Source organism: Maribacter sp. BPC-D8, assembly GCF_035207705.1.
Taxonomy (GTDB): Bacteria; Bacteroidota; Bacteroidia; order Flavobacteriales; family Flavobacteriaceae; genus Maribacter.
Window position 1 is genome coordinate 777,419 of the sequence record NZ_CP128187.1, and the last position, 19,193, is coordinate 796,611.

General features: G+C 35.7%; 19 protein-coding genes. 8 read left to right on the forward strand and 11 right to left on the reverse strand.

Translation table 11 applies throughout. The features are described from left to right. Nucleotides 1–24: 24 nt before the first annotated feature. The 3 genes from QSV08_RS03385 (at nucleotide 25) to QSV08_RS03395 (ending at nucleotide 1,503) form a co-directional block, all read left to right on the forward strand. Complete coding sequence (locus QSV08_RS03385) at nucleotides 25–609, forward strand: hypothetical protein (protein ID WP_324026586.1); 585 nt, start codon at nucleotides 25–27, stop codon at nucleotides 607–609. A gap of 108 nt (nucleotides 610–717) precedes the next feature. Continuing rightward, nucleotides 718–1,203: a hypothetical protein gene (locus QSV08_RS03390; protein WP_324026588.1), complete on the forward strand. Its 486-nt coding sequence runs from the start codon at nucleotides 718–720 to the stop codon at nucleotides 1,201–1,203. 117 nt (nucleotides 1,204–1,320) lie between these two features. Next, nucleotides 1,321–1,503 carry a hypothetical protein gene (locus QSV08_RS03395; RefSeq protein ID WP_324026590.1) on the forward strand — a complete coding sequence of 61 codons (183 nt, stop codon included), beginning with the start codon at nucleotides 1,321–1,323 and terminating at the stop codon, nucleotides 1,501–1,503. A 26-nt stretch (nucleotides 1,504–1,529) separates the two neighbouring features. Here the strand turns inward: QSV08_RS03395 and can are convergent, their stop codons facing one another. After that, the gene (can, locus tag QSV08_RS03400; RefSeq protein ID WP_324026592.1) at nucleotides 1,530–2,171 is read right to left on the reverse strand and encodes a carbonate dehydratase; all 642 of its coding nucleotides are present in this window, start codon (nucleotides 2,169–2,171) and stop codon (nucleotides 1,530–1,532) included. A 336-nt stretch (nucleotides 2,172–2,507) separates the two neighbouring features. Between can and QSV08_RS03405 the strand changes: the two genes are divergently transcribed. Further along, the gene (locus QSV08_RS03405; protein WP_324026594.1) at nucleotides 2,508–2,933 is read left to right on the forward strand and encodes a VOC family protein; all 426 of its coding nucleotides are present in this window, start codon (nucleotides 2,508–2,510) and stop codon (nucleotides 2,931–2,933) included. A gap of 25 nt (nucleotides 2,934–2,958) precedes the next feature. Then, entirely contained in the window at nucleotides 2,959–3,609 is a 651-nt protein-coding gene (locus QSV08_RS03410) for a hypothetical protein (RefSeq protein WP_324026595.1), read from the forward strand. A 64-nt stretch (nucleotides 3,610–3,673) separates the two neighbouring features. Here QSV08_RS03410 and QSV08_RS03415 read toward each other — a convergent pair whose 3' ends face one another. Then, a complete protein-coding gene (locus tag QSV08_RS03415) occupies nucleotides 3,674–4,150 on the reverse strand; it encodes a Dps family protein (RefSeq protein WP_324026597.1) in 477 nt (158 codons plus the stop codon). A 195-nt stretch (nucleotides 4,151–4,345) separates the two neighbouring features. Between QSV08_RS03415 and QSV08_RS03420 the strand changes: the two genes are divergently transcribed. Then, entirely contained in the window at nucleotides 4,346–5,245 is a 900-nt protein-coding gene (locus QSV08_RS03420; protein ID WP_324026599.1) for a sterol desaturase family protein, read from the forward strand. 77 nt (nucleotides 5,246–5,322) lie between these two features. Further along, nucleotides 5,323–5,946 carry a DUF998 domain-containing protein gene (locus tag QSV08_RS03425; RefSeq protein WP_324026601.1) on the forward strand — a complete coding sequence of 208 codons (624 nt, stop codon included), beginning with the start codon at nucleotides 5,323–5,325 and terminating at the stop codon, nucleotides 5,944–5,946. 637 nt (nucleotides 5,947–6,583) lie between these two features. Here QSV08_RS03425 and QSV08_RS03430 read toward each other — a convergent pair. The 4 genes from QSV08_RS03430 to QSV08_RS03445 form a co-directional block, all read right to left on the reverse strand. Next, nucleotides 6,584–7,828, reverse strand: coding sequence for a metal-dependent hydrolase family protein (locus QSV08_RS03430; RefSeq protein WP_324026602.1), 1,245 nt, complete (start codon nucleotides 7,826–7,828; stop codon nucleotides 6,584–6,586). A 13-nt stretch (nucleotides 7,829–7,841) separates the two neighbouring features. Further along, a complete protein-coding gene (locus QSV08_RS03435) occupies nucleotides 7,842–9,221 on the reverse strand; it encodes an amidohydrolase family protein (RefSeq protein ID WP_324028345.1) in 1,380 nt (459 codons plus the stop codon). A gap of 85 nt (nucleotides 9,222–9,306) precedes the next feature. Next, nucleotides 9,307–10,074 (reverse strand): CDP-alcohol phosphatidyltransferase family protein, encoded by a 768-nt coding sequence (locus QSV08_RS03440; RefSeq protein WP_324026604.1) that lies wholly within the window; start codon nucleotides 10,072–10,074, stop codon nucleotides 9,307–9,309. A 135-nt stretch (nucleotides 10,075–10,209) separates the two neighbouring features. Next, nucleotides 10,210–10,791, reverse strand: coding sequence for a YdeI/OmpD-associated family protein (locus tag QSV08_RS03445; protein ID WP_324026606.1), 582 nt, complete (start codon nucleotides 10,789–10,791; stop codon nucleotides 10,210–10,212). Between the two features lie 129 nt (nucleotides 10,792–10,920). Between QSV08_RS03445 and QSV08_RS03450 the strand changes: the two genes are divergently transcribed. Next, nucleotides 10,921–14,316, forward strand: coding sequence for a ThuA domain-containing protein (locus QSV08_RS03450; protein ID WP_324026608.1), 3,396 nt, complete (start codon nucleotides 10,921–10,923; stop codon nucleotides 14,314–14,316). Nucleotides 14,317–14,383: 67 nt separating this feature from the next. Here the strand turns inward: QSV08_RS03450 and QSV08_RS03455 are convergent, their stop codons facing one another. The 5 genes from QSV08_RS03455 to QSV08_RS03475 all read right to left on the reverse strand — a co-directional run bounded on the left by QSV08_RS03455 (nucleotide 14,384) and on the right by QSV08_RS03475 (nucleotide 19,186). Further along, nucleotides 14,384–14,851, reverse strand: coding sequence for a GAF domain-containing protein (locus QSV08_RS03455; protein ID WP_324026609.1), 468 nt, complete (start codon nucleotides 14,849–14,851; stop codon nucleotides 14,384–14,386). 12 nt (nucleotides 14,852–14,863) lie between these two features. After that, a complete protein-coding gene (locus QSV08_RS03460; protein ID WP_324026610.1) occupies nucleotides 14,864–15,499 on the reverse strand; it encodes an alpha/beta fold hydrolase in 636 nt (211 codons plus the stop codon). A 105-nt stretch (nucleotides 15,500–15,604) separates the two neighbouring features. Continuing rightward, the gene (locus QSV08_RS03465) at nucleotides 15,605–16,210 is read right to left on the reverse strand and encodes a YkgJ family cysteine cluster protein (protein ID WP_324026612.1); all 606 of its coding nucleotides are present in this window, start codon (nucleotides 16,208–16,210) and stop codon (nucleotides 15,605–15,607) included. A gap of 146 nt (nucleotides 16,211–16,356) precedes the next feature. Beyond that, nucleotides 16,357–17,472: a DUF2914 domain-containing protein gene (locus QSV08_RS03470; protein WP_324026613.1), complete on the reverse strand. Its 1,116-nt coding sequence runs from the start codon at nucleotides 17,470–17,472 to the stop codon at nucleotides 16,357–16,359. Nucleotides 17,473–17,578: 106 nt separating this feature from the next. Continuing rightward, entirely contained in the window at nucleotides 17,579–19,186 is a 1,608-nt protein-coding gene (locus QSV08_RS03475; protein ID WP_324026615.1) for a M1 family metallopeptidase, read from the reverse strand. Nucleotides 19,187–19,193: the final 7 nt, after the last annotated feature.

Genomic DNA, 19,193 nt, shown 5'->3' on the forward strand with positions numbered 1-19,193 from the left:
TAACTTGTTAGCTAATACTGAAAGATGAAATTAAAACTATTAGTAATCTTTACAATTTTCTTTTCGAATGCTTCTGTTTCGCAAGTAGAGGACACTATACATGGACGAGTAATTTCTTCCGTTACTAAATCTGCACCGGAAGGGGCAATTTATATTATAGAAAAAGGTTCAAGTAATGGAACAATGGCAGATAGTACTGGTTTTTTTAAACTAGTCCCAATTAAGAAAAGGGAAAAGTATGATTTAGAAATTTCAGCGGGTTTTTACGGTATGCTTAATTATAAATATTTATCTGAATGGACTAAAAGGAGCAAACCTAAATCTATAATTGTTTCAGCAACTTGTGACCTGGATAGTGTTATGCAAGATTGGAGAAAAACAGAAATTAAACTCTATATTATTGGCAGTATAGCTCCTATAGCAAATTCGAAATCTGATAATAGATTTGAAAAAAAATATAAATTAAAATATTTTGATTTTGGTTGTGAACCTTCGGAAGTTTATGAATGCATAGAAAAATATAATAGACGTGCATTTATGTTTTTGGATTTAAAGTATGAAAGTAAATGGAGAAAAAAAGTACGTAAAGATGTAATTGGTTTGAACTAATATTTTTAGTAAAGATCTTTTAGATAAAAAATGGTTTTTATTGATTTGTCATTTGGAAACAACCCGTTTCAAACTACGTACGGTTTTTCTTTTATTAAATAATTTAAAATGAACATCACTCAAGACTGGAAAACGATAAGAACACATTTCAATAAGAGTTTCAGTTCAAATTTTCATATTTCTGTTGCATCTGTAGATGCAGAGAATAATCCGACAGTTACACCAATTGGTTCTTTGTTTCTGAATGATAATCAAACCGGATTTTATTTCGAAAAATTCCCGAAGAAACTACCGTTACATGCAAAAACGAATAAAAATGTTTGCCTACTTGGTGTGAATAGTAGTCGGTTCTTTTGGCTTGGAGCATTGTTCAAAGAAAAGTTTTCTGACTATCCAGCAATAAAATTATATGGTGAACTAGGCGAGAGAAGATTAGCGACCGAACAAGAAACAAAACGACTCAACCGCAGAATGCGAATGACCAAAGGACTTAAAGGAAATACGTATTTATGGGGCAAGATGGATTATGTACGCGATATCAACTTCACTAAAGCAGAGAAAATAAACCTAGGTAAAATGACATCAAACTTATAATAAAATCTCCCCTCCTTGGAGGGGATTAAGGGGTGGGTAATTCGGATGTTGAATCACACCCATATTACAAGATTTCATTGAAAAGAAAAAGACATTTTTCGTGGATACAATATTGAGGTGAAAGTAGATTTGATTCAGACTTCTTGTGATTTTGCTGATATGTTCATAGATTTTAAAGAAGAACGAACAGCCTTAAATGATTGGTCTAAAAACCAAGAAGAGAATAAAATAAAAGAATACTGGAAAAACAAAAACACCAAAAGTATCGACGGATTTGAAACCAATATTCTTAAAAATTAATAGTTCTTTTCGTATTTAACCTATTGTCATATAATCCCTAGTTTATAGAACTCTTCTAATTGCGAATTACAGCTAAAATTAACCTCTAAATCTTTTATTATTCCTGTACCTACACCATATACCCAACCATGTAAAAATAGTTCTTGACCTCTTTCCCAAGCATTTTGTACTATAGAAGTTTTAGCGAGATTGTACACCTGTTCCATAGCATTGAATTCAACAAAACGGTCAAAAAGTATTTCTTCATCAGTGATGTCTCCCAACTCTTTTTGATGTTGCCTGTAGACATCTCTAATGTGGCGGATCCAGTTATCTGCTAATCCGTAAGATTTACTTCCCATAGCAGCTTTTACACCACCACACCCATAATGTCCACACACGATAATGTGTTTAATTTTTAGCACATTTACTGCGTAATCTAACACACTAAGCATATTCATGTCTGAGTGTACCACCATGTTGGCTATATTTCTATGCACAAAAACTTCGCCTGGTTTACCGCCAATTATTTCGTTGGCAGGTACGCGGCTATCAGAACAACCTATCCATAACAAAGGTGGTTGTTGTCCTTTTTCTAATTTCTTGAAAAAATCTGGGTCATCATCTAATTTAGATTCGACCCATTTTTTATTATTATCGATCAAGCTTTTATAAAAATCTAATTTCATATTCTTTTCTTTAAACTATTAATGCTCTAAGTGGAATACTTGGTGCTTGATATACTTACTATAACTTTCTTTTGCAGAATTGAATTTAAGTTAAGTATCAATTTTTAAAGTATTTAGCTTTTGCCTGCAGTAACTTAATTATTAAAGGTAAGCTCTTCAATACAATTAAAATGAAAAATAAACGCTGAGTAAAATGTTCTTGTATCAATAATTCATGAGATGGATAATAAGAGACCTAAATAGTAGATTTTATTCCCGCACCAATCCATTAAAACCAGATTACAGCGATAACTAATTTATAAGCGGTATTTTTAATATCCATAAAATTAGAACACTTTGAAACAGACCATAGCACGTGTAGCATTAGTAGTCGGTGATTACGATAAAGCCATTAAATTTTACACCAAAAAATTAGATTTTAACCTAATTGAAGATACCGACTTGGGCGATGGTAAACGTTGGGTTGTTGTAGCTCCGCCAGGGTCTAAAGAATGTTCTTTAGTATTGGCAGAAGCAGCTGACGAAAAACAATTGGCAAGTGTTGGTAACCAAACGGGCGGTCGTGTTTTTCTGTTTCTATACACCGATGATTTTTGGAGAGATTATTACAAAATGATGGAACGTAAAATCAAATTTGTGCGTTCACCAGAAAAAATGCCTTATGGTATGATAGCCGTTTTTGAGGATTTATACGGTAACATGTGGGATTTATTGGAGCCTATTAAAAATCAACAACAAGAGCAGCAACAGCAACAACAATAATTAGTCGTTTTATCACTACTAGAACATGTGGAAATATCTTAAAAGCATATTCAATATCAAAGGTCAAATGCCTTTGACAGATTTTAATACTTCTAAGACCATTTTTACATTGAAAAATTTGTTGTGCGGTATCGGTAAATCTGAAATTCGCGAACAGGAAATTCTAATAAGCGAGTATCCTTTTGAGCCATCAGTTATTTATCCTACAGCATTTATTTCTGCAAGAGAAATAGAATGTATGTCCGTCGATTTTACAGTGTGTAAAATCCATGTCAAAAACGATATTATTTTTATAACAGCAGAACATAAAGATAAATTAAAACAGTTTGCGGAGAGTAACAATATCAGACTAATATCTCAAAGCTGGAACTGGGATTGGATTTTAGAACCTTATCTAGATACTGAATTTACTAAAGAAAATGAAGAACGTTGTTTAGCAAGACTTGTAGAAAATGGATTCTCACCAACCGAAATAGATGAAATAAGAAACGAAGTAAAAGACCAGATGTTCGCCTATAATTTTGATACTATGTTATGGGACTGGTGTAGCCTTAGTTTGCCCGACGTACTTTCTGCTATGCGGGCAAAATATTCAAAAGAAGAGTTTAGAGAGTTTTATAAGAGAGCTTTGATAATTGAAAAGCGTTCAGCTTTCAGCATAATCTCAGGTAAATAATAAAATAAAAAGGCAAAAGTCAATATCGACTTTTGCCTTTTTTACTCGTATATAAATTTGTAATCTAGCGTAAACAAGATTTAAGCATCCAAATTAATTTTTCTTGTCCAGATATTAAATCGCTTACTAAAGCAGCAGTTCCTTCATCATCGTTATCAGAAGACAACGCTATAATTTCTCTTTCTTGAATTAATAACTCGTTCAGGTTATCTATAATTAAAGAAATACCAGTAGCACCGTCAGTCACTTCTTTAATACTTCTAATGGTCTTATGTTCTAAATAATCTTCAAACGTATGTAAAGGTTGTTGTTCTAAAGTTAAAATACGCTCGGCAATTTCATCAATTGTTTCATTTGCCTCAGTATATAATTCTTCAAATTTCTCATGTAATAGAAAGAAGTTACTACCTTTTACATTCCAGTGCATTCCTCTCAAGTTCATATAATGAATTTGATAATCTGCTAAAAGTGTGTTTAGTTTAGTACTAATAGCAATTTTATAATCTTGATCTAATCCTAATTTAAGTTCTAAAGTTTCCATAAGTCTAATGTTTTAATTTCGTGATGTAAAATTACGCACAAAGCCCGTGTAGTGGGGTAACAAAGGTTACACAAGCAATACGTTTTACCTATGCAACCATCGAATTTAAATAATAATAAAAGTTGTCTTTTAGGGTAATTGTAGTTCACAAAATAGATTCGTAAATTAGGAAGGTTAAAATGATACCGAACGAGCATGCAAATTCCTGAAATCCCTAATTTAATACACTACGCCATTCCGTTTTTTACGGTGACTGTAATTCTAGAAGTTATTCTATCGGTTAAGGTGAAACTCCATGACTACGAGTTTAAAGATGCCGGCACTTCTATTCTTATGGGTTTGGGTAATGTAGCCATAGGTTTGGTAACTAAGGGTATTGCATTAGGGTTCTTTTATCTGTTATATAACTTTTATCACCTTTTTGAAATAACCTTTGCGTGGTGGTCGTGGATTATACTACTTTTTGCAGAAGATTTATGCTATTACTGGTTTCATAGAACTAGTCATGTAAGCCGTTTTTTTTGGGCGAGTCACGTGGTGCATCATTCCTCTAAAAATTACAATTTAAGCACCGCATTACGACAGTCATGGTCTGGCGGATTTTATACCTTTATTTTTTGGACTCCGTTGGTGCTTATTGGTTTTCATCCTGTGATGATTTTGGTACAGATGTCAATCAGTCTGATCTATCAATATTGGATACATACCGAAATGATTAAGAAAATGCCCAAGTGGTTCGAAACCGTTTTTAATACGCCAAGTCATCATAGGGTTCACCATGCTACCAATCCGCAGTACTTAGACAGAAATCATGCGGGAGTATTTATTATTTGGGATAGGTTATTTGGTACTTTCGAGCCAGAAGATGAAAAGCCCGTTTATGGTTTGGTTGCGAACATTAATACCTATAACCCAATTAAGATAGCCTTTACAGAATGGTACAAGATGTTAGGCGATTTCTTCACATCAAAAACTTCATTAGCAAATAGGTTTAAGTACCTAATGAAACCACCAGGCTGGCGACATGATGGTACCAGTATTCTTTCGACAGATTTAAGAAGAGAGTGGGAGGAGCAAAGGAACATTGATAGTTAAATTTTTTTACGGTATTTTATTCCTTGGTGATGTAACAATCGTATTCATTAGTCGTCATACCATCAACCACCAGAAGAATGAATAATAAACTAGTAGCGTATATAGGTATTTTAGGAGTTAGTTTAATTGCAATTGCTGCGATTGTAGGTCCGTTATTAATCGATGATTACAGTGTAGTAAGTCAATATATAAGTGAATCTTTTGCGGCTGATACTGAATATGGTTGGTATTTGCAGTACTTCGGATATGTACCTAGCGGAATTCTTATTACCATTTTTTGTTTTAGTGCTCCTAAATATTTTCCAAGTTCCAAATTGATTTTAGCCGGATTTTTCGGATTGGCATTATTCTACGGATTAGGAACATTACTAGTAGGATTTTTTCCGTGCGATGCAGGTTGCCCAACAAACGTATTAGACTCTAGCCTATCGCAATTAATACATAATGCTATGGGTTCTTTGACCTATATTTTTCTACCTATAAGTATTATCGCAATCGGACTCGGATTAAAGAAATTTGAAGGCTATAGTAAATTATCACAAATTGCAATGGCTACGGCTATCATTAGCGGAATTTTTATATTCATCTTATTCTCCAACCCAGAATCAGATTATCGAGGAATTCTACAACGAGTTATAGAAACCTCGTTTATCACTTTTATGGTTTCAAGTGCGTTGAGAATTGGAGAGGCTTCAGAGTAGTTAGTATTAAGTACAAAGGTTTATAATTACCTAACTCGGTCGAAATATTTTGTTTTTCAGTTAACAGATAACCGCGCTTTGCTCGCTATGACAAACAGCTAAAAAAATCGTCTTTGCGAGGAGCTTTTCGCGACGTGGCAATCTGTTGAATTAAAGTAATAAAGTATTTTATAAGTACCTATGTCAGTCTGAGCGCAGTCGAAGACCCATATGAGTTAGAGAACCTTTTCGTGTTCAAGTCCCTTCGACTGCGCTCAGGATGACAATACGTTAAGGTCGCTGAGCATAACAGAAATGAACGTGTTCCAAACAAACAGATAGCCGCGCTTTGCTCGCTATGACGAACAGCTAAAAAAAACGTCTTTGCGAGGAGCTTTTCGCGACGTGGCAATCTATTCAATCAGAGTTATAAAGTATGTTATAAGTACATATGTCAGTCTGAGCGCAGTCGAAGACCCATGGTGAGTTAGAGAGCCCTTTCGTGTTCCAGTCCCTTCGACTGCGCTCAGGATGACAATGCGTTAAGGTCACTGAGCATAACAGAAGTGAACGTGTTCCAAACAAACAGATAGCCGCGCTTCGCTCGCTATGACGAACAACCAACACCTGTGCTGAGCGTAGCCGAAGTAACCAACAACTACTCCTTATAAACTACCCCATCTTTCATTACAAAAGACACATTTTTAACAGCTGAGATATCCTGAACAGGATTTCCTTTTACAGCAATAATATCAGCTAGAAACCCTTTTTTTAAGCTTCCTAGTTGATTTAAATGAAACATATTGGCATTGCCAGAGGTGGCAGATTTTAAGACGGCTAATGGCTTCATTCCGTAATCGACCATTAATTCCATTTCACGGTAATTTTCTCCGTGTGTAAAAACACCCACATCACCACCAAAGACAATTTGTACTCCAGAATCCAGCGCCATTTTAAATGACTTACGTTTTTGTTGAATACGTTCAGGTTCTGGGTCTGTCGTTTTGTTCCAACCTCGGTATTGAGTTATGGCATCGCCAGCGGCAAGGGTAGGGCATAGACCAATACCTTTATCTTTCATCATCTTAAAAATTTCAGGCGTACCACCATCACCATGCTCAATAGTTTCAACACCACCGAGTATTGCTCTTTTCATTCCTTCGGGAGTACCGGCATGTGCAACCACGTATTTTCCAGCTGTTGTAGCAGTTGCAACCATTGCATTAATTTCTTCTTGTAAAAATGTTGCTTTAGAATCAGCACCGGGAGTCCAGCGATAATCCGCATAAATTTTAATCAAATCGACACCGTTACCCATTTGTCTACGAACCGTTTCAATACACTGGTCAACACCACTTGCGGGCTCGGCACCTAATGGCACAGTTACGCCGTCATGAAATCCTTTTGGTCCGTAGGCTCCGGTAGCCACAATTGCAGGTCCGGCAACCAATAATCGCGGACCGTCAATAATTCCGTTATCAATAGTTTTCTTTAAGTACACATCAGTATAACCAGCACCTTCAGCCCCCAAATCTCGCATGGTGGTAACTCCGGCTAAAAGCGAATTCTTTACATGAACAGTACCTCTAACGGCACGTTCCACAGGCGATTCTTTTAGCACCTGATCATTCCAATCGGTTTCATTGTAAGGGTGTAATAATACATGCGAGTGACCTTCAATAATGCCAGGCATTATAGTGCTGCCAGCCAAATCTATTTCTGTGGTGTTACTCGGTAGTGTTATTTGGTTGGCATTTCCTGCATAAGTAATTTGATTTCCTTCTACTAAAACCACCCAATTGGCATGTAATTCGGTGCCGTCAAATACTTGGTCTGGTTTTAAGAGTGTTTGAGCAGAACATAGACTTATGGAGAATAAAAAGAAAAGTAATATTGATTTCATAAAAGTAGTTTTTTTAGTTGGCAATTGCAGAATTTAATAAGTTGTCTAAGTCAGTTTTGGTATGCTGATTTCCATTAGAAAGCACCATAAAAATGTCTTTAGTATTTTTAATATCTTCTAACGGATTACTATTTAATAAAACAATATCAGCAATTTTACCTTCAGAAATAGTTCCGTAATCAGCATCTTGTTTTAAAAATTTAGCTCCGTTAAAAGCGGATGATTTAAGGGCATCTAGAGGAGAAATTCCAGTAGCGACCATGGCTTCCATTTCTTTATGTAATGAAATACCAGGATACGTAAAACTGTTATATGCACCGCTATCTGATCCTGCCAAAAGAGACACTCCGTTTTCATTCAATTTAAACGCAAGTCCGCCGAAAAAATCATCAAGTGCTTTACGGTCTTCCACCTGCTTTTCGGTTGAATTTTTTACACGGTTAATTCGACCTTTATACGTTTGCTGTATTCCGTCACTCATATATTTTAAATAGGTATCATTAGAATGATCAACTTCATCTAAATAGCTGAGCACTCTGCCAATATGCAGCGTAGGTACTACAAATACATTTTTCGATTTTAAATGCTCGAATGTATTCAAAGCTGTGGAGTCTGAATATGAAGATTGGAGTAGGGGCATGGCATCCCAAAATCCGATTTCTTTATTAATTAATTGTTGCGTGATTTCTTTCTCTTGAGAAGAAGAGCCTTTCATAATATAATATAGATGTTCGACTGCATCAATACCTGCATCTATAGTAGCGTCAAGTTCAACGGTAAAAGGCATATGCCCAGAAGTAATTAAACCACGCTTCTCTGCTTCTTGGATCACTTTTAAGTAATTTTCGCCCGAAATACGGCTATCGTAAATTTTGACAAAGTCAGACGGTATAGCTTGTAAAGAATCTAAAGCCTTAGAAATACCTTCATCAGTATCCACTTCTAAAGAACCTGCCCACGTACCACCGGGTCCGTCAATTTTTGGTCCCGATGTAAAAATGGTGGGTCCTACGAGCTCATTGTTTGCAATAGCTTTTCGCCATTCTAAAACAGACGAGGTAAGATCGCCACCCGCATCGCGAACAGTTGTAATTCCGTTAGCCATAAAGAGTTTCAAGAAGTTCTTGTTTGCGCTTATTAAAGAATCACCGCCTCTAAAATGCGTATGGTTATCCCAAAAACCAGGTACAATAAATTTACCTGTTGCATCAATAATGGACTTAGCTTCTATGTTGGTTAAATCAGCATCAGAAGTTATTTTAACAATTCTATTATTGTTAATTAGAATGTTCGAAACAGAAACAGAACCATCTTCGAGATCAATAAGATGACCATTTTTTATAATTACATCATAGGTTATTTGTGGTTCAGACTTACATGATAAAAGAATCATCAAGCAGCATAAGGTTAGGCATACCTGTTTTAATATAATAGAAATTTTCATATTGTTTTTGGTTGGTGTAGAAAGGTAAAAATAATTACTTATTTAATAATTGTCTGATCAAGATAAAAACAAAAATTAATAGACTATAACCTATAAAAAAGGGAATTATATATGCTTTTAAATCCAATACCAAAAAGAGCCCTATGAGCAGTAATTGAAATCCTAGCCCGAATGTTGATACCGCTGTCATTAACCATTTGGGTTGATATTTTCCTTTTATGGCATTCTTATCAAGGCTATAGATGATTCGGTCATATGGTCCATAGCAATAGCTATAAATTTTATATAGTATGTTGACGGTTTGTTGATTTTCGCCATGTAATGCATTCGGAGTTTTATTCTCAAATACTCTACTTGTGCTATCGCCATGATGTCTATTTCTCAAAATTACATAATAGTAATTGTAGAGCGTTCCTTGTAATTCAAGTCCGACGAATGCCAGCAGAACTAAATAAATACTAACATTGGTAATATGCCAAATAGAAAGCATGAAAAGCAGATTTAGTATAAAATCTGAAATTGAATCAAAGTACCGACCAATATGCGACGGGGTATTTTTCAATCGTGCCAGTTCACCATCTGCTGCATCTAAAACAGATTTAAATATTAAGAAAAGTAAGGCTGACCAATAAAATCCGTTCAAAATAGAAACAATTGCCAAAAGTCCGCAGAACGTAAATGCTAGCGTAACGTGAATTGGTGTAAATATGGTTGTTTTTAAACGGTTGGCAATTAAAAAGGCAAGGGGTCTACCGTAATCAGATAAATCTAAGAACTGATGTTCTTTAGGTAATTTAGACATGAAATACATCTTCAGGAAAACCAATAACGGAAACACGTTGGCTTGGTACACCACAAAAGCGAACGTAAAAATAAGGTTTAATTAATACTTAGGTAAAATGAAGTAAGTGTAAATTTTAAATAAACAATTTTTAATTTATCGTCCGCCATTATTTCTATATTTTACGTTTTCAGCGGCATGCTGTATAATTTCCTTGATTCTTTTATTTCTAGTTTCTTGGCGCTTAGCTTGGTTTAAAAAGTACAAGTAGCCTTTACGTTGGCTATGGGTAAACTTCTTAAAGTTACTAAATGCTTCAGTGTTTTTATCAAACGCAGTTTGTAATTCTTCTGGAATAACTCCATTTTCTACATCGTCTAAAGAAGTCCAAGAGCCGTTTTCTTTTGCAATTTTTATAGAAGCCAATCCAGTCGCATGCATTTTGCCATTTGCTGTAAGCTCTTTAATATAATTTTTGTTGACTTTGCTCCAAACACTTTTAGGTTTCCGTGGGCAGAAGTACTGTCTTCGTTTGCCATTGCCTAAGCTTTTTACGGTACTATCTATCCATCCATAACAAAGTGCTACTTGTACAGCCTCTTCCCATCGCATACTTTTGTTTTCATGAGCAACAGCATAGAAAATAAGATGAACACCCGATTGTTCAGAATGGTTATTATGCAACCAATTTTTGAATTCATTGTCATTTTTAAAATATAACTCAGGTTTGTTTATCATAATTTTATTAAAGGGGTATTAATCTATCATAAATGTACAATGATTAACACAGAAAGTATTGGTAAATACAGATGCGCGCCCTATTTTTATGCTTTCTAAAATCAACTAAACAACAACAACAATTTACGTATGAAAAAAATCTTCATTGCGCTGCTTTTGGGCTTTGCGCTTATTATTGTCTCTTGTGGTGGCAATAAAAGAGAAGGAGAACCTAAGGTTTTGGTCTTCTCAAAAACAATGGCTTTTAAGCATGCATCAATCCCTGCGGGCATTGCAGCCATTCAAAAGTTAGGAACAGAAAACGGATTTGCAGTCGATACTACCAAAAATGCAGATCTATTTACAGATGAAAACCTAAAGCAATATTCAACTATTATCTTTTTAAGTACTACTGGTAATGTCTTGGATCAGTATCAAGAAGCTGCTTTTGAGCGTTATATTCAAGCTGGCGGTGGTTATGTAGGTATACATGCTGCGGCAGATACCGAATATGACTGGGGTTGGTACAATGACCTTGCAGGAGCTCAATTTTTGAGTCACCCAAGGGGAATGCCAACGGCAGATTTTATTATAAAGGACAAGAACTTTAAGGCTACACAGTTTTTTACCGACTCTGTGTGGACCAGAAAAGATGAATTGTATAACTACAAAAACATCAATCCTGATATCAACGTTCTTATGACTTTAGATGAGTCCACCTATGAAGGCGGAAAGAATGGAGATTTTCATCCTATAGCTTGGTATCATGATTTTGACGGAGGGCGTTCTTTTTACACAGGTGGCGGTCATGCAGATGCCAGTTTTACAGAAGATTTGTTTTTAAAGCATTTGTTAGGCGGAATTCAATATGCCATAGGTGAAAATCTAAATTTAGATTATTCGAAAGTAACTTCTCAAATACCACCAGATGCTGATCGTTTTGCAAAAGTAACATTGAGCGAAGGTCAGTTTTTTGAACCTACCGAAATGACTGTTCTACCAAACGGTAATGTATTGGTAGCACAGCGTAGGGGAGAGGTAATGTTATACAATGATGAGACAAAAGAACTTAGCGAAGTGCTTAAACTTGATGTTTATAGTAAAACATTAAACACACCCGATGTTAATGCGGAAGAAGGATTAATGGGCTTACAAAAAGATCCAGATTATGCCAATAACCATTGGATCTATTTATACTATGCGCCAACAGGCGACAAGTCGGTAAATCGTTTAGCTAGAATGAAATTTACTGATGGTAAGTTTGATGTAGCATCAGAGCAGGTGATTTTAGATGTAGACAGCCAGAGAGAAATTTGCTGTCATACCGGTGGTTCGATAGCATTTGGTCCTGATGGTTTACTTTACCTATCTACAGGTGATAATTCTACGCCCTTTAATGAGAAAGGTGTTAAGTATGTAAATAACGGATTTGCACCTTTAAACGATATTCCTGGGCATGAGCAGTACGATGCGCGTCGTTCTTCTGGAAATACGAATGACTTACGTGGTAAAATACTTAGAATTAAAGTAAAGGAAGATGGTACGTATGATATTCCTGAAGGAAACTTATTCCCGGTAGGTACAGATAAAACGAGACCAGAGATTTATACTATGGGTCATAGAAATCCGTATAGAATATCTATAGATATGAAAAGGGGATATGTGTATTGGGGCGATGTTGGTCCTGATGCTAGAGTAGATAGTTTAGGTACTAGAGGACCAAGAGGATATGATGAAATGAACCAAGCTAAAAAAGCGGGTAACTTTGGTTGGCCACTATTTATAGGTGACAATTTTGCCTATAATGCATACGACTATGAAACAGGTAAAACAGGTGCGCCTTTTGATCCTGAAAAACCTATAAATAACTCTCGTAATAATACAGGGTTAACAGAATTGCCACCTGCAATGCCAGCATATGTATATTATCCATATGACGATTCTCAAGATTTTCCACAAACAGCAACTGGTGGTAGAAATGCAATGGCAGGTCCTACATACTATTCAGATATGTACCAAGGTGATGAGAAATTACCTAGCTACTATGACGGCAAAGTGATTATTTATGATTGGATGCGTGGTTGGATGTTCGCGGTACATTTAGATGAAAACGGAGATTTCAGTAAAATGGAACCTTTTGCTCCTGAGGTTAAGGTTAACAACCTAATTGATATGGAGGTTGGACCCAATGGTAAAATCTACCTGTTAGAATACGGAAGTGGTTGGTTCTCGCAAAATGCAAATTCTTCTTTAGGATATATCGAATTCAATGGCGGTAACAGACCACCATTAATCAATGAAGTTACTGTTAGTAAAACAGCAGGTAAAACTCCGTTGACCGTAAAAGCAACAGTAGAGGCAAGCGATCGCGAAGATGATGCTATTAAATATACATGGGATTTTGGTAATGGCGACACCAAAGAGACTACAGAACCAAATGTTAGCTATAGTTATGCAGATGCCGGTGTTTATAAGTTGAAAGTAACCGTTGCAGATGATAAAGGCGAAGAGGCAATAAGTGAAAGTACTAGTATTGTTGCCGGTAACTCAAGACCAGAAGTTGCTATCTCATTAGGTGATAGTGCACCGGCATTTTATTTGCCAGGTCAGAAAATTGCCTATGACGTTTCGGTAACAGATCCTGATGGTACTGAAATCGATGCAAGCAATATTTTTGTAAGTGTTGATTATTTGGAAGGGATGGATAAGGTAGCCATGAATATGGGGCATCAACAAGTATCGGCAACAGTAACAGGAAAAGCATTGACTCAAGCAATGGACTGTAAAACATGTCATAAAGAAGCAGAAGCTTCTATAGGTCCAAATTACAAAGATGTTGCGGCGAAGTACAAAGGGCGTAAAGATGCTTTAAAGTACTTACAAGGTAAAATTAAAACAGGTGGTACAGGAGTTTGGGGCGAGGTAACCATGCCTGCACACCCTAATATAACATCAGATGAATCTAGACAGATTGCATTGTATATTCTTTCATTAAACGGAGATAATAAAAAAGTAAAATCATTACCGGCAAAAGGAACAATTACAGCAGAATCTTCTGCACCAGGTAATATGCTGGTATTAACTGCTAGTTATACAGATGCAGGTGCCGAAGGTACTATTCCACTAACAGGTTCTAAATCTGTAGTTATACCAAGTAGCACGGTTAAGTTCAATGACCAAATGAAGGTGGACGGAATGCAAGCAATGCAGTTTGGAGGAATGGATATTCTATTAGTAGGGAAATCTACAGGATGGTTCATGTTGGAGAACATGTCTTTAAAGGGAGTGAAATCTGTTTCGCTTACCGCAGGATGGCAAGCAGCACCTGCCATGTATTTTGATTTTGAAATACATGAAAATACGGCAGACGGACCAGTAATCGGTACAGGTAAATTAACAGCCCAACCAGAAGGTTCTCAAGGAACAATGATTACTATTCCAATAACCGGAACAGTATCAGGTGACGGACCGTATTATGTGACGTTTAAAGGAGAAGAAGGTAAAGAGCTTGCTCAAGTAGCTTTAACAGGCGCTATCTTTAAATAGAACTCAAATATAATGAATTGAAAAGCCCGCTAAATAGCGGGCTTTTTTATGTGTAAAGGTGAACCTGTTAGCTCAGTTTTTTGCTTATCAATTCACCAATTTCCATTAGTAAATCTATTTCAGGTACTGTAAAGTCATAAGGTACAGGTTTTGCGATACCAATGGTGCCATAAAGCTTTTCATTGTATAGTAATGGTGCCGCTAGTGAACCTTCTACTTTAGTATCTTTTGCAGATGGGCGTGCAACGCCAGAATCATCTGTTTGTAGATTACACATTTCAACAGGTTTTCTACGTTCTGCAGCAATACCCGCCATACCTTTTCCGATAGGAATAGTAGACAACTTCGGAATCAAAAACTCAGGAATACCTACTTGCGATTGAAGCTGTAATAAAGCGTCTTTATCTAAAAAATGTAAGGTACCGGTAGAGCAATCAAAATGTTCTAAAATTATTTTCAAAAGGCTGTCCCAATTTGGTGTATCCTTTGATAATTGAGTATGTATAGCTGCTATAATTTCTTTAGAGTTGTTCATTTTATTTCTTTTCTAAGAATTTTTCAATTCAAAATTAATGATTTTGCTGATTTCATCCGCTTTGTCGACTATCATAAAGTGTTCTCCACCTTCAATTAGTTTCATTTTAGTAATACCTCTAGGGGGAATCAATTTATCTTTTGCGCCATTAATCTTAACAACATTTGCTGATTGTTTCAAATTCTGCCAAGTTGTAAATTCTTGTAAAGCCCATTTCACAAAGTTTAAATCGGTATCATCTAATATCTCATAAAATAGTTTAGCATTTTTGGCTCCGATGATATACCTCGCAAGAAACCTAGGTGGATTGAATAAAGAAGCAGGTATTAGCTTCAAAATTCTAGATTTGCCAACCCATTTATAAATGGGTCTTAATTCATTTTTTGTTTGTGCAGAAGAAATAAGAATTACTTTTTTCGGATGAAGTATTTGATTGATTTCGGTAGCAATTAATCCGCCGAAACTAACACCGATTAAGCAGAACTCAACATCGGTGACAATAACTTCGCTAAGCCTTCTCGAGTATTCTTTAATAGATTCGTTGTGGTTAGGAGTAATCCAATCTATTGCTATAAGCTCAAAATCTAGAGTTAAATGATTGAAAACTCTTTGGTCGGCACCTAATCCACTAATAGCGTATATTTTCAAAACAAACTTTTATAGAAATGACTATACCCTCCCAAATCAATAATTTGGAAGATGAAAAATCTAATGATAAAGGTACGTTTAATCTCTTTTTTAAAGCAATCTACATTATACTATATCGTCTTTGCTAGGTAGTTCTCTATAGGCATAATATGCTAGAACAGCATAGATAGCTTTTTCTATGGCAATTCTTATCGGAAACAATTCTTCTCCTAAAGATTCATCTATAGAGCGCAGTTGCATGTAGTAATTGCTAATTAAGGGATAATTATCTTTTGAAGCAATATGAGCATTAGCCTTAGCAACAGCTTCGGGTTTTTGTTCTTTTATTGGTTTACAAGTTACCAATGTAGGTGTGTTGTTTTTATGTAGCATGGCAGAGAACCCAAATAGTCTACAAATGAGTCCGCGGTGGGCGTAATCAGAGCAAAAGCCTTTAGAACCCGGAGCAATAACCTTATTTAATACAGGGCAGAGTTTGTCCTCGGTATTATTTTGCAATTGCTCTAACCATTGTTCCGTTTCGCCATTTAATAAAAGATGATAGGCTAGTGGTAAAAATTCTAATGCAGTAGCGTTGATGTCCGGTTTTAAGCAACATAGACCGCAATTGGCTACACAGCCTAGTCCCGTAGATTGTTGAAAGGAGCCCAAGTCCTTATCCAATTGATTGAAAAGATGATTTACAGCCTGAACTTTTTGATATATTGTCACTTATGTATTTAAGGTCTTGCGAAGGTAGGCTATGTTTTAATATACTAAACAATTTATAAAATTAAATAACTTGTAGTAATCATTGATATTAAATTAGAGGTTAAAGTGTTGAGCTTGAATTATTTAAAAGAGGTATCGTAATCAAATTAGAACTTTGATGTCTTCAGGTGCAACGGTTCTTGGTTTGTATTAAGATTAATATGAAAACCGATGACACCTAATACCTGTTCTTCTTCTGTTAATACTTGAACTTCCCATTCACCTGGCGTTACATTACTTTTATAGGTGTAACCTCTAAAGCCACCATCTCTACCGCCTGTAATATCATAACCGATATCATCTACAGTTATCCATTCTTTGGTTTTATCATTATATCTTCTCCATCGATGAAAAATGGACTTTTTTAAATCTGTAGGAGCAAAAATTGAAGAAAAAATATACACCCTTTGGTCTGGAGTATAGTTATAATCTAGTTTGTGTTTCCTCCAAAAAATGAACGATTCTTCAGATTCGTAGGTTACCTCATAGCTACCATTCTTTAATACAACATCATGAGCAACAATGCCTTTATCTAATGCTAATGGAACTGGTGGTATTAATCTTAGAAAATAGAACAGATTAATAATGCCGTAAATCGCTAAAATTATGGCAATCATTTTACCCAGTTTAATTTCTTTACGAGTACTCGGACTTTTACTATAGATAAAAGTGAGAAGCACTAGCGTGCTAACTAAACTAATTGCACCAGAGATTAAGAATATAGATGTGTTTAATTCCTTCAAGAAAACAGGAATCATAAACGTGAAAAACGTAAAACTTATAAAGTAATAGACTCCGAATTGTAAATATTTATTAGAGATTCTTTTTTTAAGAAACTCATTGGCAATAAGCAATAGCACGAGAATTATAAAGAATGATGCTGTTTTAGATAAAGAAACACTTCTAGAGAAGTAGATTACATAGGCACTTGATAACCCTCCGAAAAAGAACTGAATAGCTAAAGGCAAATATTCTTCATACCGTGCTAAAAAGGTATTTTTCCATTTGCCATCATCAGCTAAATTGTAGAGATATAGTGCAATAGATAAAGAGGTCATATGCAGGCATAAAACCGTAAGGTCGTACGTACGGTCAATACGACCTAATGTTAAGGTGTCAAAAATGAAACCTCCAATAAAGAACAGTATTGGTGCATATTTAGAATGCCTTCGAATAAAACTTCTGAAGGCACTATTTCTATATCTGGCAAGCGTTTTTTTCATGGAAACCTATCAAATAGATGCGGTAAAAATACCATAATTTAAAAAGGAAATTAATCCTATTTAATTTATGATGAACGCTAAAAATTAATATGTTGTAAAGTGAACTTTAAGGGTTAGTCTCAATGTAGAAATTTGGATCTACACGTAAGTTTTCAAAGCTGCCTTTTATTTTTTCCGATTGCCATTCGTTACTTGGTTCTAGCCAAACAGGAATGTCATCTATGTATACTTTTATCGGAAGACTGAAGTTTTCGACAGTATTTGTAAAACGATATGATAGCTTTTTGCCTTTCACCTTATATTCGAAAACCGGAATCTTGGTCGTTCGTAAGTACTGGTCAAAAAAGGGTTTTAAATCGCGGTTCATTTCTACACCAATCACCTCTTCGATTTCTTTAGTAGTTACTGTTTTGTGATAGAATTCCGAATTTAGACCGCGCAGAATAGTTCTCCATTTTCTGTCATTATTTACCACCTGTCGCAGTGTGTGAAGAATATTAGAGCCTTTATAATACATATCGCTACTACCTTCATGATTTACATTGTAAATACCGATGATGGGCTTATCGTTTAGAATATTATTTCGAATGCCTTGTACATATGCATTTGCCGCTTCTGTACCATAATGATAGTCTAAAAATAAACTTTCAGAGTAGCAGGTGAACCCTTCGTGGATCCACATGTCGGCAGCATCTTTATAGGTAATGTTATTTGCAAACCATTCGTGCCCAGCTTCATGAATAATAATGAAATCGAATTTTAATCCCCAACCGGTACCCGATAAATCTCTACCTAAATATCCTTTTTGGTATTGATTACCATACGTAACAGAACTTTGGTGTTCCATACCTAAATAAGGCACTTCAACCAGTTTAAAAGAGTCCTCATAAAAAGGGTAGGCTCCGAACCAATGTTCAAAAGCTTGCATCATTTTCGGAGCATCTTTAAAATGTTCTTTTGCTTTCTCTAGATTATCTTTCAAAACATAATAATCCATATCAAGAGCACCTTTTTCTCCTTTATATATTTCATCGAAGTGTACATAATCACCGATATTGACATTAACACCATAGTTATTGATGGGGTTAGAAACAAACCAATTGTAGGTATTAGTCTCCTTATCAACACTTCTAAGACGACCGTTAGAGACGTTCATTAAACCTTTTGGTGCTTTTACGCTGATCAGCATACTATCAACCTCGTCGTACATGTGGTCTTTATTTGGCCACCAGACACTAGCGCCTAAACCTTGGCACGAAGTAGCGACAAAATCTTTGCCGTTAGCATCTTTTTTCCATGAGAATCCGCCATCCCAAGGAGCTCTAACCGCTTCTTTTGGGTGACCAGAATAGGTAATAATAACCTCATTAAAATCACCTACTTGCTGAGGTTTTGTTAACTGTATAAAATGAGCATTTATGTTATGCGTCACTTCAAGTTCGATGCCGTCTTGAGTTACTTTTTCAATTTGCAATGGCGGTTGCAAATCTACCTGTAGTACTTGATGAGGTTTTAGCACTTTGTAGCGAATAGTATTACTTCCGTTGATAAACTTATCATCAGGATTAACAGCTATATCTAAGTGATAATAGTTAAGGTCCCACCATTCACGTTCAGGGGTAATGCTACCTCTAAGCGTATCTTGTTCAGTAAAGGTCTGTGCTTGCGAAAAAGTAAATATCCCGAGGGTAAAAGCAACAAGTAATTTATTCATGTTTAAT

Coding starts and splice junctions, on each gene's coding strand:
- QSV08_RS03390 (WP_324026588.1), top strand. CDS start 718: ATGAACATCACTCAAGACTGGAAAACGATAAGAACACATTTCAATAAG.
- QSV08_RS03470 (WP_324026613.1), bottom strand. CDS start 17,472: ATGAAAAAAACGCTTGCCAGATATAGAAATAGTGCCTTCAGAAGTTTT.
- QSV08_RS03385 (WP_324026586.1), top strand. CDS start 25: ATGAAATTAAAACTATTAGTAATCTTTACAATTTTCTTTTCGAATGCT.
- QSV08_RS03455 (WP_324026609.1), bottom strand. CDS start 14,851: ATGAACAACTCTAAAGAAATTATAGCAGCTATACATACTCAATTATCA.
- QSV08_RS03425 (WP_324026601.1), top strand. CDS start 5,323: ATGAATAATAAACTAGTAGCGTATATAGGTATTTTAGGAGTTAGTTTA.
- QSV08_RS03445 (WP_324026606.1), bottom strand. CDS start 10,791: ATGATAAACAAACCTGAGTTATATTTTAAAAATGACAATGAATTCAAA.
- QSV08_RS03475 (WP_324026615.1), bottom strand. CDS start 19,186: ATGAATAAATTACTTGTTGCTTTTACCCTCGGGATATTTACTTTTTCG.
- QSV08_RS03450 (WP_324026608.1), top strand. CDS start 10,921: ATGAAAAAAATCTTCATTGCGCTGCTTTTGGGCTTTGCGCTTATTATT.
- QSV08_RS03415 (WP_324026597.1), bottom strand. CDS start 4,150: ATGGAAACTTTAGAACTTAAATTAGGATTAGATCAAGATTATAAAATT.
- can (WP_324026592.1), bottom strand. CDS start 2,171: ATGAAATTAGATTTTTATAAAAGCTTGATCGATAATAATAAAAAATGG.
- QSV08_RS03420 (WP_324026599.1), top strand. CDS start 4,346: ATGCAAATTCCTGAAATCCCTAATTTAATACACTACGCCATTCCGTTT.
- QSV08_RS03430 (WP_324026602.1), bottom strand. CDS start 7,828: ATGAAATCAATATTACTTTTCTTTTTATTCTCCATAAGTCTATGTTCT.
- QSV08_RS03410 (WP_324026595.1), top strand. CDS start 2,959: ATGTGGAAATATCTTAAAAGCATATTCAATATCAAAGGTCAAATGCCT.
- QSV08_RS03435 (WP_324028345.1), bottom strand. CDS start 9,221: ATGATTCTTTTATCATGTAAGTCTGAACCACAAATAACCTATGATGTA.
- QSV08_RS03440 (WP_324026604.1), bottom strand. CDS start 10,074: ATGTCTAAATTACCTAAAGAACATCAGTTCTTAGATTTATCTGATTAC.